Source organism: Arthrobacter gandavensis (assembly GCF_015355785.1).
Classification (GTDB): domain Bacteria; phylum Actinomycetota; class Actinomycetes; order Actinomycetales; family Micrococcaceae; genus Arthrobacter_B; species Arthrobacter_B gandavensis_A.
The window spans coordinates 487,072-508,632 of sequence record NZ_JADKYW010000005.1 but is presented as its reverse complement, the minus strand read 5'-3'; the positions used below and the strand labels follow the sequence as shown (position 1 = coordinate 508,632).

Below are 21,561 nucleotides of genomic sequence, written 5' to 3'. Positions count from 1 at the left end.
GGATGAGCCCGGACCAGATAGAACCGCCCGTTTGGATCTCCAAACGGGCGGTTCTATGGTGTGTTTCGGGCTAGAGGTTGCCGGTCGCGATGCGCAGCATCCGGCGCAGCGGCTCCGCGGCGCCCCAGAGCAGCTGGTCACCGATGGTGAAGGCGCTGATGTACTCCGGGCCCATTTCAAGCTTGCGGATGCGGCCCACAGGGATGTCCAGCGTGCCGGTCACGGCAACGGGGGTCAGGTGTTCCATGGTGGCTTCCTTGGTGTTTGGAACCACCTTGGCCCACTGGTTGTCCGCGTCGATGATCCGCTCGATTTCGGCGACGGACAGGTCCTCGGTGAGCTTCAGGGTCAGCGCCTGGGAGTGCGAGCGCATGGCACCGATGCGGACGCAGAGACCGTCGAAGGGAATCCGTCCGGAATCGGAGCCGAGGCCGAGGATCTTGTTGGTCTCCGCGCCGCCCTTCCACTCTTCCTTGGACTGGCCGTTGCCCAGGTCCGCGTCGATCCACGGAATGACGGACCCGGCCAGCGGAACCCCGAACTGGGAGGAATCCATGGACGGATCCTTCTGCTGGGCCAGCACGGCACGGTCGATTTCCAGGATGGCCGACGCCGGATCCGCCAGGTTGGCTGCCACGGCAGAGTTCAGCGAACCGAACTGTTGCAGCAGTTCACGCATATGGCGCGCACCGCCGCCGGAGGCCGCCTGGTAGGTCATGGACGTGCCCCACTCCACGAGGCCGTTGCGGAACAGTCCGCCCAGGCCCATGAGCATGCAGGACACGGTGCAGTTGCCGCCCACAAAATTCTTCACGCCGCGGTCCAGGCCGGCGTCGATGACATCCCGGTTGACCGGGTCCAGCACGATGATCGCGCTGTCATCCATGCGCAGCGTCGACGCGGCGTCGATCCACAGGCCGTCCCAGCCGGCGTCGCGCAGTTTGGGATAGACCTCGGAGGTGTAGTCGCCGCCCTGGGTGGTGACGATAATCGGCAGCTTGGCCAGCGTCTCGATGTCGTAGGCGTCCTGCAGGGCACCGGCACCTTCAGCAAAAGACGGCGCTGCGCCGCCCGCGTTGGAGGTGGAGAAGAAGACGGGGTTGATCAGGCTGAAATCGCCTTCGTCCTGCATGCGCTGCATCAGGACGGAACCGACCATGCCCCGCCAGCCGACGAAGCCCGCGGTGGGAACAGAAGAAGCTGCTGAAGTCATGCCTTCAGTCTAGGGCAGCCTGTCTCAGCCGTCCTGCTCGGTTACGTTCCGGTTCCGGGTCCACAGCGCGAAGCGGTACTGCAGGCCGTTGGCGGATGTGTACCAGTCCTGCGCCGGGCTGACCCCGCTGAATGTCCAGTCCGCCCCCAGATGTGGGGCATAGCTGTCGCCGTCGGTCTCCGTGTTGATCACCGTGACAACCGCAACATCGGCCAGGGGCTCGGCCGCGGCGTAAACCTGGGATCCACCGACAATCCAGATCCGGCTGCCGCCCTCACTGCCCTCGGCGGCTTCCAGCGCAGCTTCCAGGGAGGGCACGACGACGGCGCCGGCCGGCTCGAGCTCGGCGGCCAGTTCCTCGCGGGAGGAGATGACGATGTTCTTTCGTCCGGGCAGCGGCCGGAACGCCTCCGGGAAGGATTCCCAGGTCCGCCTGCCCATGATGACGGGGTGGCCCAGGGTGCTCGCCTTGAAATGGGCAAGGTCTTCGGGCAGGTGCCACGGCATCCCGCCGTCCTTGCCGATCACGCCGTCGGCGGTCTGCGCCCAGATCATGCCGACGAGTGGCACCCCGGTGTTCCCGTAGCCCCGGGCGGCCAGGGCGTCGTCGAGTTCCAGCCCCTCTTCACCGGCCCGGCCGACGGGGTAATAGCGGGTTGAATCCGCGAACCTGTTCGATTCAGTCAAGACGGTGCCCTTTCACACGGCGATAGGTGCCTTGATGCCGGGGTGGTGCTGGTAGTCCAGGACCTCGAAGTCATCAAGTTCATAGTCGAAGATGCTGGCCGGCTTCCGCCGCAGCCGCAGTTTAGGATACGGGAACGGAGAGCGGGACAGCTGTTCCGTGACCTGGTTCAGGTGATTGTCGTAGATGTGCACGTCGCCGCCGGTCCAGACGAATTCGCCCGGCTCCAGGCCCACCTGCTGCGCCACCATCAGGGTGAGCAGAGCGTAGGAGGCGATGTTGAACGGCACGCCCAGGAAGGTGTCCGCCGAGCGCTGGTACAGCTGGCAGGAAAGTCTGCCGTCCGCGACGTAGAACTGGAACATGGCGTGGCACGGCGGCAGTGCCATGTTGTCCACCTCTGCCGGGTTCCAGGCTGTGACTATGTGCCTGCGTGAATCAGGGTTGGTCTTCAGTCCGTCGATCAGCTTGGCGATCTGGTCGATCCGGTCTCCGTCCGGCGTGGGCCAGGAGCGCCACTGGACGCCGTAGACCGGCCCCAGCTCGCCGTCGTCGTCCGCCCATTCATCCCAGATGGTGACGCCGCGTTCCTGCAGCCAGCGGACGTTCGAGTCTCCGCGCAGGAACCACAGCAGCTCCAGGGCAACGGATTTGAAGTGCACGCGCTTGGTGGTGATCAGCGGGAAGGACTCGCTGAGGTCGAAGCGCATCTGGCGGCCAAAGACACTGCGCGTGCCGGTGCCGGTGCGGTCGGATTTCGCGGTGCCGTGCGCCAGGATGTCGCGGAGCAGGTCTTCGTACGGTGTGGGAATCGTGGTCACGGCTCCAGTCTAGTGTCGCGGGACAGGGCGGAGGCCAGAGCGCTGAGCACAACGGCGTCGGGAACCCCGTGCCTGCGTGCTCTGTCCGCAAGCTGCCCGACGGCGGCGCTCACCTCGGCGGGAAGGGCGCCCGGTTCGCCGGCAGGCGGGGCAGCACGCGGCGCGATGACGGTGCCCCGGCGGCGCAAAGCTGTGACGGTTCCCTCAGTTTCGAGTTCCTTGTAGGCCCGGGCGACGGTCCCCGGGGCCACGCCGAGGTCGGCGGCCAGCATGCGGATGGTGGGCAGCCTGTTCCCCGGTGCCAGGACTCCTGCGGCGGCCAGTGCGCTGACCTGTGACCGGATCTGTTCGTATGGAGGCACGGGTGAAGCCAGATCCACGCGGATCTGGGCGCTCATGTCCGCTGCACCGGAGGGAGGTCTGCCTGCTCGGCGTAGCGGGGATCATCCGGGAAGTGGGACGGGCCAAACTGGCGCCACGCAACGACGATCGCAGCGAGCAGCAGGAGCGTGGACACCGTATTGGTCTGCTGGATGAGCGGAGTGAGCCAGTCCAGAGGCGGTTCAAGGTCGATGTCCCCGTTGTAGGTCCTGGCCCAGCGGTTGTCCGAGGACAAGTCCCAAAAGACCAGGCCCGCTGCGGCGAGGCAGGTGGCGGTGCTTGTCCGGGCGAGCCGGAACAGGGCTACTCTGCGGAGGCGGAGGTCCACGTTCCGGTCTGCAGGCAGAGCGGCGCGGGAGAGCACCTTGCGGGACGCGAGATCGGTTAGCAGGGGCAGGAGCAGGACCAGCAGGGCGGCGGTCAGGGCGAAGCGCCAGTCGAAGAATGGCTCAGGGACAATAGCCGGCCCGGGCTCCGGGGCGGGCCCAGGGCCGGGGCCCGGGCCGGGGTGGCCTGGCTGGCCGGCGACGTCCTGGGCATAATGCCACGCAGCGCGGTCAACGGAGGGGCCTAGCAAGGCTGCGGCCAGGAGGACGCCGAGGGTCAGCGCTGCCCCTGCCGTCCCGGTCCACATCAGCCAGCGGGGTGCCCGGAGGAAGTCCGCCGTGTCCGTCTCCATCGGTTCCGCAGCGGGCAGAGTCCTGCGGATGCGGCGGCTGTGGGTGTATTCCGTCGCGGCGCACAGCGCCGTGAAGGTTACCGCCGCGGCTGCCAATGCGAGGACTGCGGCAATCCGGTGCTCCATCGCCAGGGCGAAGACGGTGATGCCGAGGAGACCCGCCGCTGCCGGCCCGGCAATTGTCAGGCGCAGGCTGGTGGCTACGGACTTTACCGCCAGAGGTGACGGTGCGGGGGCGGGGCCGCCGGCACCGGACGGTTCCGGCAGGGGAACCCGGGGTGCGCGGACCAGAAGGGCCAGGATGCTGCCGAAGGTGATCCAGAGGGATACATACCGCAGTGCTTCACCCCCAGCGCTGAGTCCGGGCGGATTGGGATAGTTGGAGAGGAAGACGCCGCCGGACCAGGCCAGCAGAATCATGATCCCGGCCGCTGTGCGCAGAACCCGGTGGGCTGAGGCCAGGCGGAGTGCGGCGTCCGCCTCCGGAGCCGTGCCCGGTACTGCCGGCCGCACGGAGATAAGTTTGAGGGCACCGGCGACCGCGGCCACGGTGAGCAGCAGCCAGGGCGCCCAGCCCGCGAGGAGATGCCGTGCGGAAGCGGATCCGGGGTCATGGGCCAGCGTCGTCGCCAGGATGAGCAGGTTGTAGGCCAGGAGGGTGCCGGCCACCGCGCTCATGTAGCGGGGGATCAGGATGAGGACTCCGCGGCGCTCCAAACGGGCAGTGCGCACCGTTCCGCGCGGACGGGGCCAGGTCAGTTCACCGGTTACCAGCACAGCCAGGGCGAACACCGTGGGAGCTCCCAGCTGCACTGCGGCGGAGGCAAAGGCATAGTGTCCGTTCCACCAGAGCTCGCCGCCGGTCTCCCGGAGCACTGGCTGGAGCACCCCCGGGAGCCACAGCGCGGTACCCAGGGCAACCAGGCCGATGCGGCGGGCGTACTTTTGGGCCGCCTCCGTCACGGTCCGCGGATCGGTTCCGGGCCTGGGCCGCACGGTAAACACCACGAAGGCCACGATGGCGGCGCAAAAGATGATGGTGCCAAGAACCGATAACGCGGCCGCAGCCATAGGATCCTCCGGGACTCTGGATGTCAGATTGTGCCAAGTCTCTGGTACAAAACTCCGTGCGTCAAGAGCCCCCAACCCCACCGAGATGACAGAAACTGCCCGTCTCAGCGCTCATACGGGCAGTTTCTGTCATCTCGTTTAGAGGGCGCCGCCAGCAGCCTCCGGAGCGCCCGCATCGGCTCCGCTGTCGCCTACGCGCTCGCGGGCCAGAAAGTTTTCGAGGTCAAACAGGTTGTCCGCCCGGCGGGCGACGGTCAGCAGGGTGCTCATGGAGGCGACCTCCTCAACCTGCTCCTTGAGGAACCACAGCATGAACTGCTCGCCCAGCGCATCGCCCTCCTCCCGTGCCGCGGCGAAGAGGGCCTCGATCTGCGAGGTCACCTGCTTCTCCTGGTCCAGGGCGAGGGCGATCGGCTCGACGACGTCGCTGAAGTCGTTCTTCACCGGATCGACTCCCGGAATATGGACGGGCAGGTCCCGGTCCAGCATGTACTGGACCAGCATCATGGCGTGGTTACGTTCTTCGACGGACTGCGCGTAGAAGTGGCGGGCCAGCTGCGGAAGGTCCTCGCCGTCGAAGTACACGGCCATGGCCACGTACTGCTGCGACGCGTTGAATTCGTTGCCGATCTGGGCTTTCAGAAGATCAGTGAATTTGCTCATGGGGCCAGAATATGCCCGCTGAACTGCGGAGAAAAGGACGGATAGGCTTGGCTGGCCACAGCCGGCCGGGCCCCAGCGCCGGGCGTTGGCCCCCGGGCCTCGGCGCCGCGTCCGGGACCGGCTAGTCGTCGAACGGCCGGTACCGCTCCAGCGAGATAATCCGGCGGGGGTTCCGGCGGCTCACCTGGCAGACCACAATCTCTCCCGGGGCAAGGTACGGGTCCTTGTCCGGAAGGAGTGTGGCCATCTTGTCCTCCATCTGCTCGGAGAGGACGCCGAAGACCAGCGGAAGCACCGGACGATGCGTGCACAATGCCACCGGCCGGGCCTTCTCGAACAGGTTGTCCACCGCCAGCCGCGCCTTCGCGGGCTTGCGCTTGGCATTGTGCTCGGTGATGGCATCCACGGTCTTGAATTTCGGTTTGCGGGTATTCACGTACGGCCCCATGGTCTGCACGCACCGAAGCCACGGACTGGATACTACGCGGTCCGGATGCCAGGCCTGCAGCAGCCGCGCCACGGCCTTGGCCTGGCGCTGTCCGGTGGCCGCCAGCGGACGGTCGCCCTCTGCGCGTGCCCAGGACGAACGGGGCTTGGCCTTGGCATGGCGGACAATGATGAGCGGCCAGGTGTCCAGGTCACCGTCCTGATAGGCGGTGACGAGTGCCTCCAGCGGAAGCCGGTCCGTGGGATTCGTCAGGAGCGGTGCGGCTTCTTCCGGAGCGCACCACCGCACGCCGTCCACTTCCTTGCCGTCCGGCCGCAGCTTGGCGTTGGTGCCGTTGGCGGCCCAGTAATGCACGGCCTTGATTCCGGAAGAAACCGGATACCGGGTTTCAGGCAGTGCGATGCCAAGCCGGATATCCAGCCCGATTTCCTCTTTGACTTCACGGACTGCGCATTCCGGAACGGTCTCCCCGGAGTTCAGTTTCCCTTTAGGCCAGGACCAGTCGTCATAGCGTGGCCGGTGGATCAGCAATACTTCCAGCCGGTCGCCCCGCACTCGCCAGCACAGGGCCCCGGCGGCGACCACCTGGGGGTCGCCGGTCAGATCCAGCGCCGCCGCCCTGCCTTTGAGCAGGAGGGCGGCCGTGTCTTCCGGGGTATCCCGCCCGTCGCCGGGAGTGTCCAGCGGCAGCTCTTCCGCAGCGGGCTCCTCCGTGTGCATCAGCGGCGGGCCAGTGCGCGCTGGCGCGAGCGGGAAGCGAGCAGCCAGGACTGCACGTCCTCGAGCGGGCTGCCTTCTTCATCCTTGTGGTGACGGGTCCAGATGCCGTCGGCGTCAAGGTGCCAGCTGGCCGTACCCGGGTCGAGGTAACGGTCCATGAGCTCAATCAGGTCCGCGATGTCCTCCGCGGATCCGAGCTGGACCAGGGCTTCCACCCTGCGGTCCAGGTTGCGGTGCATCATGTCTGCCGAACCGATGTACACCACCGGCTCGCCGCCGTTGGCGAAGGCGAATACCCGGGAGTGCTCCAGGAACCGGCCGAGAACGGACCGCACGGTGATGTTTTCGCTGAGGCCGGGAAGCCCCGGCCGCACCGAGCAGATGCCGCGAACGATCACGTCTACGCGGACTCCGGCCTGCGATGCGCGGTACAGCGAATCGATGATGGCTTCGTCCACCATTGAATTCACCTTGATGATGACCCGGGCGTCCAGGCCAGCCTTCTTGTTGGCAATCTCGCGTTCAATCCGGTCAATCAGGCCTGAACGCACGGAGCGGGGCGCCACCAGCAAACGCTTGAAAGTGGACTTGGGGGCGTAGCCGGAAAGCTGGTTGAACAGCTTGGTCAGGTCTTCGCCCACCTTTTCGTTTGCCGTCAGCAGCCCCAGGTCCTCGTAGTAGCGGGCGGTGCGGGGGTGGTAGTTTCCGGTCCCGATGTGGCAGTAGCGCCGCAGCCCGTCGACCTCCTGGCGAACCACCAGGGACAGCTTGCAGTGGGTCTTCAGCCCCACGATTCCGTACACCACGTGGACGCCGGCCTGCTCCAGCTTCCGTGCCCAGGAGATGTTGGCCTGTTCATCGAAGCGGGCCTTGATCTCTACGAGGGCGAGGACCTGCTTGCCGGACTCGGCGGCGTCGATCAGCGCATCGACAATGGGGGAGTCCCCGGACGTCCGGTACAGGGTCTGCTTGATGGCCTGCACCCGCGGGTCCGCCGCCGCCTGTTCCAGGAACGCCTGCACGGACGTGGAGAAGGAATCGTAAGGGTGGTGCAGCAGGATGTCCCGGCGGCGCATGGCCGCAAAGACGTCTGCCGGCTTTGACGTCTCGGATTCCTTCAGGTGCAGCGAGGTATGCGGTACCTGCTTGGGGTAGTGCAGGTCCGGCCGGTCGATCTGGCTGATGGGGCTGAGGCCGCGGAGGTCCAGCGGGCCGGGGAGGGTGTACACCTCGTCCGCCTCCACTCCCAGTTCGCGGATGAGCAGCTGCCGGATGCTGGGATTGATGTCCGGCGTTACTTCAAGCCGGACGGGCGGGCCGAACCGGCGGCGCAGCAGTTCCTTCTCGAGCGCCTGCAGCAGGTTCTCGGCGTCGTCCTCTTCAACCTCAAGGTCCTCGTTGCGGGTTACCCGGAAGGTGTAATGCTCCACCACGTCCATGCCGGGGAAGAGCTGGTCCAGGTGCTCGGCAATGACGTCTTCGAGCGGAATGAACCGGGCTGTGCGTCCGGCAACGTTCCCGGCCCGCGGACCGTCCACCGAGATGAGGCGCGGGAGCTGGTCCGGAACCTTCACGCGGGCGAAGAATTCCTTGCCGCTCACCGGGTTGCGGACCACGACGGCGAGGTTCAGGGAGAGCCCGGAAATGTACGGGAAGGGATGTGCCGGGTCTACGGCCAGCGGCGTGAGGATGGGGAAGACCTTGGCGGCGAACTGCCGGTGGAGCTGGGCTTTGGAAGCGTCGTCGAGGTCCTGCCAGCCCACCAGATGGATATTTTCATTTTCCAGGGCGGGGCGGATCTGCCGGGCGAAAACCTCCGCATGCCGCTGCTGGAGCCGGTAGCCGGCCTCGGTGATCTGTTCCAGCTGTTCCACCGGGCTCAGGCCGGCGGCGGACGGCACGGCAAGCCCGGTGGCAATGCGCCGCTTCAGCCCGGCCACCCGGACCATGAAGAACTCGTCCAGGTTGGAGGCGAAGATGGAGAGGAAATTGACGCGTTCAAGCAGGTAGAGATCAGGATCTTCGGCCAGTTCGAGTACCCGGGCGTTGAAGTGCAGCCAGCTGATCTCCCGGTCGAGGAAGCGTTCGGGGGTGATGTCGCCGCTGGGCAGCAGCGCCGGCCCAAAATCCGGAATATCGATGCGGTCCTGTGTGGCCCGCGGTGCAGGCATCGCCTCGGACGACCCAAAGGGCGACCGAGCGGCGGCTGCGGTATCGGAATCCATAGTGTCTCTCCCTGGCAGTTCTGGCCGGCCCCGGGCCGCCCGCAGAGCAGACGGCCCGGGGCCCATATGCTCAACCCTACAAGCAGCGCAGGGCCTATTCGGCCGCGTACATCACGTCCACGTCCCAGCGCACGAAACCCAGCTTGCGGTAGAGGGCCACCGCTGCGGTGTTGTCTGCGTCCACATAGAGCATGACGGCGTCCAGGCCGGATTCGTGCAGGTGGCTGATTCCGGCCAGGGTCAGGGCTTTTCCGAGTCCCGTTCCCTGCGCCTGGGGAGTCACGCCCACCACGTAGACTTCCCCGATTGCAGGGTGGCTCCCGCTGCGGGGGTGGACCTTGGTCCAGTGGAAGCCCAGCAGCTCGCCGTCGGATTCGCGGACGGCCAGCAGGAAACCGTTGGGGTCGAACCAGTCTTCGGCCATTCTCGCTTCGAGGTCCGTCCTGGTCATGGATCCCTGCTCCGGGTGGTGGACGAATGCGGCGGCGTTTGCCGCAAGCCAGGCATCCTCATCCTGGCCGGGAACGAAGGCGCGGACCTGCACGCCGTCGGGCACCTTGGCGGTGGGCAGGCCCTGGGACAGCGCGTCGTGGGAGAGCCGCATCCGCCACAGCTCGCGCACCGGGTGGAAGCCGAAGCGGGCAGCGAGCTTCACCGCCGCTTCATGGTTTCCGTGTGACCAGGCCTTGAAGTCCTGCCCGGCGTCCTTCCGTGCCGCCTCGGCCAGTGCGGTGCCAACACCCTTGTTGCGGTAATTGGGGTGGACCACCAGTTCCAGAACGCCGGGCTCGTCCTCCGCGGAGACGGTGAGCACGGCGGCCCCTGCGAGCTCCTGCGCGGTGGCAGGGTCCGAGTGCTCGTCATGGGTCAGTGCCAGGAAGACCCGTACCCGGTCCGGGTCCGCGGTGGTTGAGCGCAGGTCAACGAGGGTCTGCTCGGAGAAAGGGGGATTGCCGTCGGCTTCGGCAGCTGCGGCGGCCAGCTCCAGGATGCCGCGGAGCGCGGATTCTTCCGGGGTACCGCGCATAGTGAGGACAGGCCATGTGGTCGGGGGGTTCTCGCTCATTGAAGAAGACTAACCACTTGGGACGCAGTACGGGAGACGGCTTAAGCTTCGTGCCCTGCCACGGCTGCCTGCTCCTCGTGGGTGCGCGCCTTCGCGAAGCGGTAGCCGACGTTGCGGACGGTGCCGATCAGGTTCTCATGGTCCGGGCCCAGCTTGGCCCTCAGCCGCCGGACGTGGACGTCCACAGTGCGGGTGCCGCCGTAGTAGTCGTAGCCCCACACCTCATGCAGGAGCTGGTCGCGGGTGAAGACCCGGCCGGGGTGCTGTGCGAGGTACTTGAGCAGTTCAAACTCTTTGTAGGTCAGGTTCAGGGCCGTGCCGCTAACGCGGGCGGTGTAGCTGGCCTCATCAATGACGACGCCGGAGGCGTGGATCTCGGTGCCGGTTTCCTCCGCGGCCGCCTGGGTCCGGGAAACGGCCAGGCGGAGCCGGGCTTCCAGTTCGGCAGGACCTGCGGTGTCCAGGACGACGTCGTCAGCCAGCCAGTTGGCAGCGACCGCGGCCATTCCACCCTCCGTGAGGACCAGTACCAGGGGAGTGCCCAAGCCGGTTGCCTTGAGGAGCTGGGTCAGTGAGCGCGCCCCAACGAGGTCCTTGCGCGCGTCAACCAGGACGACGTCGCACGGGTCGATGTCCAGGAGGGCGGTAGGCTCCGCTGGAAGAATATGGACCTTGTGATTGAGCAGTTCCAGGGCAGGGAGGACTTCAACGGATGTTCCCGGACTGTTGGTCAGGAGCAGAATGTGCGACATAGTTCCTCCGATAGTTAGGCGCACATCATCGGGCACAATATCCCATCCGGTCCCCAGCGGCCGAAGAGTGGTTGAAAGTATACCGAGCGGCGGCCCGGCACACCGTAGCTTTTATCCTCGCTGCGTAATAAGGCAGTATGACTAGGGTGAAACTTTGGAGCATAGCGGTGCCGGCGGCAATTGTACTGGTCGGAATCGCGGCGGCATCCTTTGTTTCCCCCGAAGCCGTGGCCCTGTTCACCGGAGCTGCGGCCGCAGCAGCCGGCTTCGGCTGGCCCTACCTTCTGGGCGTCCCCGCACGCAAGAGCCAGGGCCTGGTGCTTGCCCTCGTCGGGGCCGGAGGGGTTGCTGCCGCGTATTTCGCCCCCGCGACCGCAATGCTCACCTGGATGCCCGGCATCGTCGCCGTGGGAGTAGGAGCAGTGTTCCTCATCCAGCTGCTGCGCGGCACGGGGCAGCCGCACCGCCTCGAATCCACTATCGGTGTGATCGGCGGAGCCCTCGTTGCGGGAATGGCAGCGGGCTGGATCGCAGCGGACCGCCTGCCGGGCGGGAACGGATCCGAAGGGCTCATCTCTGCCGGAGCTGCGGCGATAGCACTGGCCATCCTCATTTCGCTGATTCCGCTTGCGGACCGTATCACCGCACCGATTGGTGTCGTTGCCGGGGCCCTTGCCGGCGCCGGAGCAGCCGCACTGGTTACCGGACTGCCTCTGGCGGCGGGTGCTTTTGTCGGAGTGCTGTGTGCTGCGGTGATCGTTGCCGTACGCCGGCTCGTGCTGATCCGTGACGATTCTCCGGGCGTCCTGGGAATCATCACGGCGGGCGCCTCCCCGGTGCTGGCACTGGGTACCGCCGTTTACTTTGCCGGCCGGCTCCTGGTCCCCTAGGTCCGAGGCCGGGAGTCACAAGGGACAAAGACCCTGCGGGGCGGGTTAGGATGTAGGCATGTCGCTTCTTGCTCTTGAAATCTTCTTCATTGTCCTCCTGGGTGTCACTGGCCTGGCCATGGCAGGTTTCGCAGCCCTTGTTGTTTCCCGCCTGTACAAAGGCCAGAAGTAACCCGAAACGCACAATCGCCCGAACTGACCAGGGAAGGGTCCGGCCATGCCCATGGAGATCCCCACAGACCTCACGCCCGAACTCGTGCCGCTGTCCTGGCTGCTGGGAGTCTGGGAAGGAACCGGCCGCCTCGGTGAAGGCGACGCGGAGTCCGAGCACTTCTCCCAGCGGGTCACGTTCCGGCAGAACGGCCTGCCTTACCTGCAGTACACGGCGGAGAGCTGGCTGACGGACGAGTCCGGCACAGTGCTGCGCCCCCTCGCCGTTGAGACCGGCTTTTGGGCTCTGGACCGCCCGCTGAACGACGCCGACGGCGGCCCGGGCCTTATCCCCGCGGACATTGTCCCCGCACTGCGCAGCGCCGACGAGGTTGAAGAACTCCGCAACGACTCCGGCGGCTTCGACATCACGGCAACCATCGTGCACCCCGGCGGGATCGCGGAACTCTACTACGGCCAGATCAAGGGCCCGCAGATCCAGCTCACCACGGACCTGGTGATGCGCGGCGTGAACTCCAAGGAGTACACCGCCGCCACCCGAATCTACGGGCTGGTAAACGGCGACCTCTACTGGCGCTGGGATGTCGCGGCCGATGGCAAGGCGCTTGAAGCGCATGCCTCCGCGATCCTCAAGAAACGGGACTGATCCCCGCCGCCCGGGGGCACCGGAATATGACTACCCGGCTAGGACGTTGCACCTGACATGAGCATCAAAAGCCCTCTCCTTGCCCGCCCCGGAGCCGTCGAAGCTGCCGGCGCCGACGCCGGTACGGCAGCCCACTACGGGGACCCCCTGCGTGAACAGCGTGCGCTGGCCCGCGGCGAAGCGATAACCGACCTCTCCAGCCGCGGCGTCGTCACCGTCTCCGGTGAAGACAGGCTGAGCTGGCTGAACACGCTGTCCTCACAGCAGGTCACCAACCTTCGTCCGGGCGAAAGCTCGGAACTGCTGCTGCTGAGCATCCAGGGCCGGATTGAGCATGACGCCCGCATCCTTGACGACGGCGAACGGGCCTGGCTGATCGTGGAGGGTGCCGAGGCGCCGCAGCTGGCCGCCTGGCTGAACAGCATGAAATTTATGCTCCGGGTGGAGATCCAGGACGTAACAGCCGACTGGGCCGTGGCCGGCTCGGTTGCGCCGGTACCGGCCTGGGCGGACTTCGCCGTCTGGACGGACCCCTGGCCCCAGGTGGGGCCGGGCGGGCACGCCTACACCGAGACTGCGGATCCTGCGCACCCCGGCCACGAACGTCCCTGGTACGAGTACCTGATTCCCCGGGAACGCTTCGAAGCCGCGGTCGATGCGTCCGGACTGCCCCTGGCCGGGTCCATGGCCGCCGAGGCACTGCGCATCGCAGCGTGGCGCCCGCGTCTTGGTGCGGAGACGGACGACAAGAGCATTCCGCATGAACTGGACCTGATCCGGACCGCGGTCCACCTTTCCAAGGGCTGCTACAAGGGACAGGAAACCATTGCCCGGGTGCACAACCTGGGCCATCCGCCGCGCCGGCTGGTTTTCCTGCAGCTGGACGGATCGCAGCACACCCTGCCGGCCGCGGAAAGCCCGGTCAAACTCGGTGAGCGGGTGGTTGGCCGAGTGACCTCCGTGGCGCAGCACTACGAGATGGGACCCGTTGCCCTGGCGGTGGTCAAGCGCTCGGTGGATCCGGAGGCGCAGCTGGTGGTCGAAGACGAAGGTGAACTCTACGCTGCGGCACAGGAACTCGTGGTTTCACCGAACGCGGGCCAGGCCGTGGGCCGTCCCACGGGACTCCTGCGGACACCACGCTCCCGCGCTTAGCGCGGAGCGCTTCGGGCAGGAACTATCATTGCCGGCTGCTGCCGGCAGGTAAGGACGAGGTTTATGACTGAGACACCGGACCAGGCGTCGACGAACGCTGCAGACCCGGAGATGCTTGAACTTGCCGAACGGCTGTTCGACGGCGCCCGCCAGGGGGACACTGAACTGCTGCGGACCTACGTCAGCGCCGGGGTGCCCGTCACACTCACCAACGCGGCGGGCGATTCCCTCCTGATGCTCGCGGCCTACCACGGGCATGCCGGAACGGTGCAGGCGCTTATCGAACTCGGCGCCGACGTCAACACGCTCAACGACCGCGGGCAGTCTCCGCTGGCAGGTGCCGTGTTCAAGGGCTACGCAGACGTTGTCCGCACCCTCCTGGCCGCCGGTGCGGACGCCGACGCCGGTCATCCGTCGGCGCGTGCCACGGCCGCCTACTTCCAGCGTGCGGATCTGCTCGAGGCTTAGCTGGGGGCCCTTGCCCGCACCGCCGTGGCCGGAGCACGGTGAAACCCTCGAACCGGCGGTGGACCTCTAGGCAGGCAGTGACACGGAGGTGCAAAGACCGGCCGAAACAAACCCGGCCCCCGCAGCAGTGCGGCTGGCTCCCAGGTTGTTGGACTGGATCCGGGACTGGGGGATGAGGCCGGCCGCCATCGCATCTTCCACCGCAATGGAGGTGACGTAGGAGCCGAGTCCCTGCATCCGGCGAGTCGGGGCGGTCAGGGTCCCAACGTCCGCCAGGATCCCCTCACGAATGCTGTAGCCGGCACCGGCAACCGGAACCGGATCCCCGGGGCCTGAGTCATCGACCAGGATGAAAAGGATATCGCGGCCGGAAAGTTTGGCCTCCACGACGTCGTCGGGTGGACACAACCGCTCCAGGGTTTCGGCGTAGGAATGGTCGTCAGCCACGGCCAGGTCCTCCGCCATAGGGATCGGCGGATATGAATCCGTGTAGTACAGGTGTTCCTCCGCCATCCCGCGGCCGCCGTGGCTTTGGGAGAGACGCAGAAGGCCGGAGAAGCTGCTTAGCTCCGCCGTGCTTTTCGAACGCACCTGCTTCGCGGCCCACTCGGGGCCGGAAAAAACTTCGCGGCCGAACAACCGGACGAACTTAACTTCGTTCGCCCCGTCATGCACGTCGTAAATCCGCTCCTCATCCTCGGCAGCGGAGAGTGCGTCGTCTTCCAGTCCCAGCCTGCGGGACCAGGCGAGCTGGATAATGGCAACAGTGCCGGGGTCAAGGTCCATAGACTTCAAGCTACACGGGTGTACGCACTACGGCGCAAGGTTCGGATACCAAACTGATAGGGCGCCTAACCAAAAAGAATGGCTGCCTCGTTGTAGCGGTGCTCAGGAACGGTCTTGAGGTTGTCCAGGGCTTTCTCGAACCCCACCCGGACAATGTCGGTTCCATGAAGGGACACCATGGTTCCCCACAGCTTGTCCATGACCGAATCTACGGCAGCCATGCCCAGCCGCGTGGCCAGGACGCGGTCGAAGGCGGTGGGGACCCCGCCGCGCTGGATGTGGCCCAGGACGGTGGCACGGGTTTCGATTCCGGTGCGCGCCTCGATTTCCGGGGCCAGCAGCTCGCCGATTCCGCCGAGCCGCGGGCGGCCGAAGGAGTCCAGCCCGCGCTCGGAGTGCGGAGCTTCCATGTCGGTGGTGACGAAGCCCTCCGCCACAACCACCAGGGGCGCGCGGCCGCGGTCCCGGGCCTCGGTGACCCACTGGGCAATCTGGTCCAGGCTCACGGGTTTTTCGGGAATCAGGATGGCGTGCGCACCGGAGGCCATGCCGGAGTGCAGTGCGATCCAGCCCACGTGGCGGCCCATGACTTCGGCCACCATGCAGCGGTGGTGGGACTCGCCGGTGGTGCGCAGGCGATCGATCGCTTCGGTGGCGATCTGGACTGCAGTATCGAACCCGAAGGTGAAGTCGGTGGCATCCAGGTCATTGTCCACGGTCTTGGGTACGCCCACGATCTTCAGCCCGGCGTCGGTAAGGCGCTGGGCCGCAGCGAGGGTACCTTCGCCGCCGATGGCGATCACGGCGTCGATACCGAGCCGTTCGAGCGTCCTGCGGATGTTCTCGGGTCCGCCGTTGGGGCCTTCGAAGGGATTGGTGCGGGAGGTGCCCAGAATGGTTCCGCCCTGCTTGGAGATGCCGCGCACCCGGGTACGGGGCAGATCGATGATGTCGCCGTCGACCACACCGCGCCATCCATCGAGAAAGCCGACGAACTCAACGTTGTGGGTCTTGATCCCGTTGAGTACCGCTCCGCGGATCACCGCGTTGAGTCCGGGGCAGTCGCCCCCGCTGGTAAGGATGCCGATCTTCATTACGTGACCCCTGGATCTGGTAGGTGGGCGGCGGCCTCCTACGATTCTAGCCACGCCCGGCCCGGCGCACGGTGCCCGGCGCTCCGTCCGGGCGCGGCATGACGCGGATTTCCCGCCGCGGCGCCCACTAGGGTGAGCCGGGGCCGGCGGGAATCAGCGCTGAATAAACTTCTCGAGCAGGATTTTGCCCTCAGTGGTGGGCAGCAGGAGCCAGGCCACCAGGTACGTGCCGATGCCGATGAACGGCAGCAGGAAGCTCAACAGGACCACAATGCGGACCAGGGACACGTCCCAGCCGAATTTCTGGGCGATGCCGGCGCAGATGCCGGCCAGCCAGCCGCCGCGGGCCCGCTTAATGGGGGAGGAACGCAATACGTCGAAAAACTTGTCCATCGGTTGATTCTTTCCTACTTCTGTATGGTTTGTGGATTCGTACACTCTTTGCCTGCCGGGTTCCGCCAGGGGCGGAACCCGGCAGGAAGCCTTAGGCGGAGCGGTTCTTTCCCAGCACGGCCAGCAGTCCGCCAATGACCAGGGCCGCTCCGGCGCCGATGAGCAGGCCCAGCAGGACCATCCCGGTGTCCAGCCGGATGCCGGTGAGCTGGACGGTGAGGACCAGGGCCCCAGCCGCCGCCAGGACCAGTCCCCAGACGATTGTTCCTACGCGCAGCGGCCGGTGCCCGGGTTCGGTTTCCGGGACATACCCGTCGTCCGAAGGTGCCCCAAACGCCGCCGGATCGGCGTCGTAACTGCGCGGTTCGTTGGTGGATTCGCTCATCGGTCCAGGCTGCTTTCGTCCGTGGTCACCAGGACGTTGCTGGCGACACCTTTGATTTCGATGATGATGCGGTTGCCCCGTGCCCCGGGGTTCAGCTGCCGCTCCTGCGGACCGACCCACAGGCCGCCTGCAGAGCTGTACCTGCCGTCGTGTTCGAGTTCCACGTTGCCGAGGGCCATTTCGGAGTAGACCGAGACGGGTACGTCGGCGGGCACCAGGATGCTGAGGTCTCCGGCTGCCACGCTCACCGGAACGGTGATGTCTCCATCGCCGAGTTCACCAGCCAGGCCGCGCAGGTCCAGGTTCCCGTCCGCAGCGGCGACGCTGTAGCCTTCGGATGCCGTTCCGGACTGGCTGGCACTCCAGTTGGACTGGTTTGCCACCACGAGGTTGCGGTAGGCGAAGCTGCCGTTGAACAGGAGGGCGGCAACCAGGGTCAGGACGCCGAGTCCGCCGGCCAGTCCGGAGGACCTTCCTGCCGCGCCCAGCCCAACGATGCCCAGGCCCAAGACGACTCCGGCTGCAGCCACGGCTACGGTAACCGGCGAGCCGGTTACATAGATGCCGCTGTAGTCCAGCGCGAGCAGCACTCCTGCGGCCAGCAGGGCAAATCCGCAGATCAGGGCGATCCACGACGCCGGGGGGTGGTAGCTGACCGTCTTGGGTTCCTTGCCGGGCGGCGGGAACTGCGCATAGTAACCGCCAAAGTCAGGGTTCGAGGGGGCGGATGGCCCGGTTTCCTGCCCGGCTGCAGGCGCAGCGTGGGCGCCGAAGGAGAGGGGCATCGTCGGTGCCTCCGGGCCGGGATAGCCCGCCGGCCGCGGACCTGCAGGGCCGGCTCCGGCGGCTTGGGACGATTCGTCCGGCGGGACGTTGGTCATCCGCGCAGATGAGCCGGCTGAGGAGAAGCCCTGCATGTGCGGCTGGTTCGCGGGGGGATTCCCCTGCGCAGCGTCGGCGGGCGGGCCTGCCGGAGGGCTCCCGGCGCCCGTCCCCTTGCCGTTGTTGCGTGTGGTGAGCCAGTAGATGCCCAGCACTACCGCCGCTACCCAGAACAGGCCCCAGAACACGGAGCCAAGCCACCCGTCATTGGCCCAGAAGGAAATGCCGGGGCCGCTCAGGCCCAGGACGGTAAAGACCAGGGCTCCGGTCATGCCGGCGGTCCAGGTGCCGCGGACAGCCTCTTCCAGGTGGATCCGGCCGTCCGGCTCGGGCAGCAGGGCCCAGGCGACGCCATACAGGACGACCCCGATGCCGAAGATCGACAGCACGATCACGAGGCCGCGGACCAGGACAGGGTCCAGTCCGGTGCGCCGGGCGATCCCTCCGGCTACGCCGCCGATCCACCGGTCAGCGGAGCGGCGGATGCCCAGCTGGCGGATCCAGGCAAAAAATGAGTTCTCGGGAGCCGCGCCGTGCGGCGGTGTGCCGGGCATGGCCGGCGGTGCCTGCGGGGTGTGTTCCCCGCCGGGGGTTCCGGGGTCAGTTGAGTGCGGGTTCATGCTTCCAGTCTTCCAACTTCGGGCCCCCGCCACATCCGGGTTTCCCCTGAGCGGCCCCTGAACGTACCCCTGAACCGGGAACTGGAAAGAAAATATGTGCCGGTTCTCCGCCGTTGCCGTGCTTGGATTGAAGCATGAGACCTCCCCTGCTCCGCGCCCCCGAGAAGGTGGTTGCCGGTGTCTGTTCCGGGTTGGCAGTCCACCTCGGCCTGACCGTGGGGACTGCCCGCATTTTCATGGTGGTGCTCTCGCTGGTGGCAGGTGCCGGCGTCGTCCTATATGGCTGGCTGTGGATCATGGTGCCCACCGCCGAGGAACAGGCCGCGGCGGGGGACCGGAATCCGCGCAGCGTGGCCGAGAACTTTGCCCGGTACCTGCAGCAGGGCCAGCAGTCCCGGACGGGCGCTGCCGGCGTGATTGGCAGCCGCGAGATCCTGATTGGACTCGCCCTGCTGGGGGTGGCAGCCACAGTGGTGGCACAGGCACTCGGGGCGCAGATCAACCTCCAGATGATCTTCCCGTTCGCCGTGATCGCCGCCGGAGCCGTCCTGGCATGGTCCCAGCTGGACGCCAGCCGGAAAGCCGGACTCGTTGCCGGTGCCGGTGCGGACCGGAAGATGGGACTGCTGAGGCTCGTTGCCGGGCTGGTCCTGGTCATTGCCGGCTTCCTGCTGGTTGTCTCCGGATCCATCACATGGGACGTGCTGCTGGCAGCTTCGCTGGCTTCGCTGGCGGTCCTGGCAGGCATCGCGCTGGTGCTTGCACCCTGGGCGGTCCGCTGGTGGCGTGCGTTCCAGGCTGAACGCGCCGGACGCATCCGGCAGACCGAACGGGCGGAGATCGCCGCCCACCTCCATGACTCGGTGCTGCAGACGCTGGCCATGATCCAGAACCGCGCGGGCTCTGAGTCGGAAGTCATCAAACTGGCCCGTGCCCAGGAACGTGAACTGCGCCAATGGCTTTACGCGGACCCCGAGAATGGCACGGGGACGCTGGCGGACGCGCTGAAGGGCGTCGCTGCCGAGGTCGAAGACGCCTACGGGCATCCGGTGGACTTCGTCGCCGTCGGAACCGCGGAGCTCACGGTCCAGAGTTCCGCGCTGGTGCAGGCGGCACGGGCAGCGCTGTTCAACGCGGCCCAGCACGCGGGCGGCCAGATCTCCCTCTATCTCGAGTGCAGCCCCGAAACCGCGGAGGTGTTCGTGCGTGACCGCGGTTCGGGCTTTGATCCGGATTCGATCCCGCAGGACCGGCTGGGCCTGCGGGAATCAATTATCGGCCGCATGCAGCGCCACGGCGGCAACGCGCGGATACGAACCAGCCCGAACGGCACGGAGATACATTTGGCATTGCCCCTGGCAGGTACGGACGCAGGGCAGCAGAAGGAAGCGGAGAGCACGTGAGCATTGCGGCAGAACCCATTGACGTAGTGGTGGTGGACGACCACGCCATTTTTCGGTCCGGGCTTAAGGCAGACCTCGACGAGCGGATCAACGTCGTAGCGGAGGCAGCCACCGTTGAAAGCGCAGTCGCGGCTATCCGCGGCGCCAATCCGCAGGTAGTCCTCCTGGACGTCCACCTCCCCGGCGGTTCCGGGGGAGGAGGAGCGGAAGTTCTCGCGGGATGCGCGGACCTCCTGGCCGCCACGCGGTTCCTGGCATTGAGTGTTTCCGACGCCGCCGAGGACGTGGTCACCGTAATCCGCGCCGGGGCACGGGGTTACGTCACCAAGACCATTTCCGGGGCGGAGATTTCCGACGCCGTTGTCCGGGTGGCCGGCGGCGACGCCGTTTTCTCTCCCCGTCTCGCCGGATTCGTCCTGGATGCGTTTGGAGCGTCCACGACCGTCAGCGTGGATGACGAACTGGACCGTCTCTCGGTCCGCGAACGCGAGGTCATGCGGCTGATCGCCCGCGGCTACAGCTACAAGGAAGTAGCCAAGGAACTGTTCATTTCGGTCAAGACCGTTGAAACGCACGTCTCGGCGGTCCTGCGGAAGCTGCAGCTCTCATCCAGGCATGAACTGACCCGCTGGGCTGCAGCCCGCAGACTGCTCTAGGCCTTGGCCTTGCCCAGGAAATCCTTCAGCCGGTCCATGCCGGTGGCCAGATCCTCATCACCCAGGGCGTAGGAGAGGCGCAGGTACCCGGAGGGGCCGAACGCTTCGCCCGGAACCACGGCAACTTCCACCGCGTCCAGGATCAGCGCGGCAAGCTCCGCGGACGTCTGCGGCCGGACCGGGCCTGCAGCGGTGGGGAATTCGCGGCCCAGCAGTCCCCGCACATCCGGGTAGGCATAGAAGGCACCCTCGGGCATCGGGCAGACGACGCCGTCGATCGAGTTCAGTGCCTCAACCATGGCGCGCCGGCGCCGGTCGAAGGCAACCTTCATCTCATCCACTGCGGTGAGAGGACCGGAGACGGCGGCCAATGCGGCCATCTGCGAGATGTTGGAGACGTTGGACGACAGGTGGGACTGCAGGTTGGTCGCAGCCTTGATGACGTCAGGCGCTGCGATCATCCATCCCACGCGCCATCCCGTCATTGCGTAGGTCTTGGCGACGCCGTTGAGGATGACCACCTTGTCGCCCAGTTCAGGGCTCCGGGTGGCAATGGATGTGAAGGGTACACCGCCGTAGGTGAGGTGCTCGTAGATCTCATCGGTGACTACGAACAGCCCGTGGTCCGCGGCCCACATACCAATCTCCGCAACGTCCTCGGACGGGTACACCGCACCGGTCGGGTTGGACGGGGAAACGAAGAGCAGCACCTTGGTCCGTTCAGTCAGGGCTGCGTCAAGCTGGGAGACGGTGACCCGGTAATCCTGTTCCGGACCCGCGAAGATCTCCACCGGAACGCCTCCGGCAAGGCGGATTGCCTCCGGGTAGGTAGTCCAGAACGGAGTGGGGACCAGGACTTCGTCGCCGGGGTTGAGCAGCGTCGCGAATGCCTCGTACACGGCCTGCTTGCCGCCGTTGGTCACCAAGACCTGGGACGGATCCACCGAATAGCCAGAATCGCGCAGCGTCTTCTCCGCGATCGCCTTCTTCAGCTCCGGGAGGCCGGACGCGGGGGAGTAGCGGTGGAAGCGGGGGTCCTGTGCGGCGGCGACGGCCGCCTCGACGATGTACCCGGGGGTAGGGAAGTCGGGCTCGCCGGCACCGAAGCTGATGACCGGGCGGCCGGCAGCCTTCAGGGCCTTGGCCTTCGCGTCGACTGCAAGGGTGGCGGACTCCGCGATGGAGGCGATGCGCTCTGAGATTCGGCCGTTGGAAGGCATGGCGTTCCCGTCTGGTTTGGTACTGGATGCGTGCTGTATTGAGTTCTTACGTGCGTGTGGCCTGCGGC

The 21,561-nt window shown here is 66.5% G+C and carries 22 protein-coding genes; 6 read left to right on the top strand and 16 right to left on the bottom strand.

The features are described 5' to 3' along the window. Nucleotides 1-70 precede the first annotated feature (70 nt). The 10 genes from asd to ITX31_RS07390 all read right to left on the bottom strand — a co-directional run bounded on the left by asd (nucleotide 71) and on the right by ITX31_RS07390 (nucleotide 10,724). Nucleotides 71-1,213, bottom strand: coding sequence for an aspartate-semialdehyde dehydrogenase (gene asd / locus ITX31_RS07435; RefSeq protein ID WP_194782800.1), 1,143 nt, complete (start codon nucleotides 1,211-1,213; stop codon nucleotides 71-73). 24 nt (nucleotides 1,214-1,237) lie between these two features. After that, the gene (locus tag ITX31_RS07430; protein WP_228529097.1) at nucleotides 1,238-1,900 is read right to left on the bottom strand and encodes a dihydrofolate reductase; all 663 of its coding nucleotides are present in this window, start codon (nucleotides 1,898-1,900) and stop codon (nucleotides 1,238-1,240) included. A 12-nt stretch (nucleotides 1,901-1,912) separates the two neighbouring features. Next, entirely contained in the window at nucleotides 1,913-2,719 is an 807-nt protein-coding gene (locus ITX31_RS07425) for a thymidylate synthase (RefSeq protein ID WP_194782799.1), read from the bottom strand. Next, nucleotides 2,716-3,117 (bottom strand): GntR family transcriptional regulator, encoded by a 402-nt coding sequence (locus ITX31_RS07420; protein ID WP_194782798.1) that lies wholly within the window; start codon nucleotides 3,115-3,117, stop codon nucleotides 2,716-2,718. The genes ITX31_RS07425 and ITX31_RS07420 overlap by 4 nt, the downstream gene beginning before the upstream one ends. Continuing rightward, nucleotides 3,114-4,850: a hypothetical protein gene (locus tag ITX31_RS07415; RefSeq protein ID WP_194782797.1), complete on the bottom strand. Its 1,737-nt coding sequence runs from the start codon at nucleotides 4,848-4,850 to the stop codon at nucleotides 3,114-3,116. The genes ITX31_RS07420 and ITX31_RS07415 overlap by 4 nt, the downstream gene beginning before the upstream one ends. A gap of 138 nt (nucleotides 4,851-4,988) precedes the next feature. Next, nucleotides 4,989-5,513 carry a ferritin gene (locus tag ITX31_RS07410; protein WP_194782796.1) on the bottom strand — a complete coding sequence of 175 codons (525 nt, stop codon included), beginning with the start codon at nucleotides 5,511-5,513 and terminating at the stop codon, nucleotides 4,989-4,991. Between the two features lie 121 nt (nucleotides 5,514-5,634). Further along, nucleotides 5,635-6,684, bottom strand: a complete 1,050-nt coding sequence (locus tag ITX31_RS07405) for an NUDIX hydrolase (protein WP_416354811.1) — start codon at nucleotides 6,682-6,684, stop codon at nucleotides 5,635-5,637. Beyond that, the gene (locus tag ITX31_RS07400) at nucleotides 6,681-8,906 is read right to left on the bottom strand and encodes an RNA degradosome polyphosphate kinase (protein ID WP_194782794.1); all 2,226 of its coding nucleotides are present in this window, start codon (nucleotides 8,904-8,906) and stop codon (nucleotides 6,681-6,683) included. The genes ITX31_RS07405 and ITX31_RS07400 overlap by 4 nt, the downstream gene beginning before the upstream one ends. 94 nt (nucleotides 8,907-9,000) lie before the next feature. Continuing rightward, nucleotides 9,001-9,972: a mycothiol synthase gene (mshD, locus tag ITX31_RS07395; RefSeq protein ID WP_194782793.1), complete on the bottom strand. Its 972-nt coding sequence runs from the start codon at nucleotides 9,970-9,972 to the stop codon at nucleotides 9,001-9,003. Between the two features lie 41 nt (nucleotides 9,973-10,013). Next, nucleotides 10,014-10,724, bottom strand: coding sequence for a winged helix-turn-helix transcriptional regulator (locus tag ITX31_RS07390; protein WP_194782792.1), 711 nt, complete (start codon nucleotides 10,722-10,724; stop codon nucleotides 10,014-10,016). A gap of 137 nt (nucleotides 10,725-10,861) precedes the next feature. Between ITX31_RS07390 and ITX31_RS07385 the strand changes: the two genes are divergently transcribed. The 4 genes from ITX31_RS07385 to ITX31_RS07370 all read left to right on the top strand — a co-directional run bounded on the left by ITX31_RS07385 (nucleotide 10,862) and on the right by ITX31_RS07370 (nucleotide 14,054). Continuing rightward, nucleotides 10,862-11,614 carry a hypothetical protein gene (locus ITX31_RS07385; protein WP_194782791.1) on the top strand — a complete coding sequence of 251 codons (753 nt, stop codon included), beginning with the start codon at nucleotides 10,862-10,864 and terminating at the stop codon, nucleotides 11,612-11,614. A 217-nt stretch (nucleotides 11,615-11,831) separates the two neighbouring features. Next, the gene (locus ITX31_RS07380) at nucleotides 11,832-12,431 is read left to right on the top strand and encodes an FABP family protein (protein WP_194782790.1); all 600 of its coding nucleotides are present in this window, start codon (nucleotides 11,832-11,834) and stop codon (nucleotides 12,429-12,431) included. A gap of 57 nt (nucleotides 12,432-12,488) precedes the next feature. Next, nucleotides 12,489-13,586, top strand: coding sequence for a YgfZ/GcvT domain-containing protein (locus ITX31_RS07375; protein ID WP_194782789.1), 1,098 nt, complete (start codon nucleotides 12,489-12,491; stop codon nucleotides 13,584-13,586). Nucleotides 13,587-13,649: 63 nt separating this feature from the next. Next, the gene (locus tag ITX31_RS07370) at nucleotides 13,650-14,054 is read left to right on the top strand and encodes an ankyrin repeat domain-containing protein (protein ID WP_194782788.1); all 405 of its coding nucleotides are present in this window, start codon (nucleotides 13,650-13,652) and stop codon (nucleotides 14,052-14,054) included. Between the two features lie 66 nt (nucleotides 14,055-14,120). Here ITX31_RS07370 and ITX31_RS07365 read toward each other — a convergent pair whose 3' ends face one another. From ITX31_RS07365 to ITX31_RS07345, 5 genes are all read right to left on the bottom strand, one after another. After that, nucleotides 14,121-14,840 carry a GNAT family N-acetyltransferase gene (locus ITX31_RS07365; RefSeq protein WP_194782787.1) on the bottom strand — a complete coding sequence of 240 codons (720 nt, stop codon included), beginning with the start codon at nucleotides 14,838-14,840 and terminating at the stop codon, nucleotides 14,121-14,123. A 65-nt stretch (nucleotides 14,841-14,905) separates the two neighbouring features. Next, nucleotides 14,906-15,934 (bottom strand): 6-phosphofructokinase, encoded by a 1,029-nt coding sequence (locus tag ITX31_RS07360; RefSeq protein WP_194782786.1) that lies wholly within the window; start codon nucleotides 15,932-15,934, stop codon nucleotides 14,906-14,908. 153 nt (nucleotides 15,935-16,087) lie between these two features. After that, a complete protein-coding gene (locus ITX31_RS07355) occupies nucleotides 16,088-16,327 on the bottom strand; it encodes a PspC domain-containing protein (RefSeq protein WP_194782785.1) in 240 nt (79 codons plus the stop codon). A gap of 91 nt (nucleotides 16,328-16,418) precedes the next feature. Further along, on the bottom strand, nucleotides 16,419-16,712 hold the full coding sequence (locus ITX31_RS15800) for a hypothetical protein (protein ID WP_228529096.1): 294 nt from the start codon (nucleotides 16,710-16,712) through the stop codon (nucleotides 16,419-16,421). Next, on the bottom strand, nucleotides 16,709-18,214 hold the full coding sequence (locus ITX31_RS07345; protein WP_194782784.1) for a PspC domain-containing protein: 1,506 nt from the start codon (nucleotides 18,212-18,214) through the stop codon (nucleotides 16,709-16,711). The genes ITX31_RS15800 and ITX31_RS07345 overlap by 4 nt, the downstream gene beginning before the upstream one ends. Before the next feature lie 134 nt (nucleotides 18,215-18,348). Here ITX31_RS07345 and ITX31_RS07340 point away from each other — a divergent pair, with 134 nt between their 5' ends. Together ITX31_RS07340 and ITX31_RS07335 are read left to right on the top strand one after the other, a co-directional pair. Next, entirely contained in the window at nucleotides 18,349-19,617 is a 1,269-nt protein-coding gene (locus tag ITX31_RS07340) for an ATP-binding protein (protein ID WP_194782783.1), read from the top strand. Beyond that, a complete protein-coding gene (locus tag ITX31_RS07335) occupies nucleotides 19,614-20,273 on the top strand; it encodes a LuxR C-terminal-related transcriptional regulator (RefSeq protein ID WP_194782782.1) in 660 nt (219 codons plus the stop codon). The genes ITX31_RS07340 and ITX31_RS07335 overlap by 4 nt, the downstream gene beginning before the upstream one ends. On the opposite strand, the gene ITX31_RS07330 is transcribed toward ITX31_RS07335, so the two are convergent. Then, nucleotides 20,270-21,493 (bottom strand): pyridoxal phosphate-dependent aminotransferase, encoded by a 1,224-nt coding sequence (locus ITX31_RS07330; RefSeq protein ID WP_194782781.1) that lies wholly within the window; start codon nucleotides 21,491-21,493, stop codon nucleotides 20,270-20,272. The two genes, ITX31_RS07335 and ITX31_RS07330, sit on opposite strands and share 4 nt — an antisense overlap. Between the last annotated feature and the right edge of the window lie 68 nt (nucleotides 21,494-21,561).

Coding starts and splice junctions, on each gene's coding strand:
- asd (WP_194782800.1), bottom strand. CDS start 1,213: ATGACTTCAGCAGCTTCTTCTGTTCCCACCGCGGGCTTCGTCGGCTGG.
- ITX31_RS07420 (WP_194782798.1), bottom strand. CDS start 3,117: ATGAGCGCCCAGATCCGCGTGGATCTGGCTTCACCCGTGCCTCCATAC.
- ITX31_RS07415 (WP_194782797.1), bottom strand. CDS start 4,850: ATGGCTGCGGCCGCGTTATCGGTTCTTGGCACCATCATCTTTTGCGCC.
- ITX31_RS07410 (WP_194782796.1), bottom strand. CDS start 5,513: ATGAGCAAATTCACTGATCTTCTGAAAGCCCAGATCGGCAACGAATTC.
- ITX31_RS07400 (WP_194782794.1), bottom strand. CDS start 8,906: ATGGATTCCGATACCGCAGCCGCCGCTCGGTCGCCCTTTGGGTCGTCC.
- mshD (WP_194782793.1), bottom strand. CDS start 9,972: ATGAGCGAGAACCCCCCGACCACATGGCCTGTCCTCACTATGCGCGGT.
- ITX31_RS07390 (WP_194782792.1), bottom strand. CDS start 10,724: ATGTCGCACATTCTGCTCCTGACCAACAGTCCGGGAACATCCGTTGAA.
- ITX31_RS07385 (WP_194782791.1), top strand. CDS start 10,862: ATGACTAGGGTGAAACTTTGGAGCATAGCGGTGCCGGCGGCAATTGTA.
- ITX31_RS07380 (WP_194782790.1), top strand. CDS start 11,832: ATGCCCATGGAGATCCCCACAGACCTCACGCCCGAACTCGTGCCGCTG.
- ITX31_RS07375 (WP_194782789.1), top strand. CDS start 12,489: ATGAGCATCAAAAGCCCTCTCCTTGCCCGCCCCGGAGCCGTCGAAGCT.
- ITX31_RS07370 (WP_194782788.1), top strand. CDS start 13,650: ATGACTGAGACACCGGACCAGGCGTCGACGAACGCTGCAGACCCGGAG.
- ITX31_RS07365 (WP_194782787.1), bottom strand. CDS start 14,840: ATGGACCTTGACCCCGGCACTGTTGCCATTATCCAGCTCGCCTGGTCC.
- ITX31_RS07360 (WP_194782786.1), bottom strand. CDS start 15,934: ATGAAGATCGGCATCCTTACCAGCGGGGGCGACTGCCCCGGACTCAAC.
- ITX31_RS07355 (WP_194782785.1), bottom strand. CDS start 16,327: ATGGACAAGTTTTTCGACGTATTGCGTTCCTCCCCCATTAAGCGGGCC.
- ITX31_RS15800 (WP_228529096.1), bottom strand. CDS start 16,712: ATGAGCGAATCCACCAACGAACCGCGCAGTTACGACGCCGATCCGGCG.
- ITX31_RS07345 (WP_194782784.1), bottom strand. CDS start 18,214: ATGAACCCGCACTCAACTGACCCCGGAACCCCCGGCGGGGAACACACC.
- ITX31_RS07340 (WP_194782783.1), top strand. CDS start 18,349: ATGAGACCTCCCCTGCTCCGCGCCCCCGAGAAGGTGGTTGCCGGTGTC.
- ITX31_RS07330 (WP_194782781.1), bottom strand. CDS start 21,493: ATGCCTTCCAACGGCCGAATCTCAGAGCGCATCGCCTCCATCGCGGAG.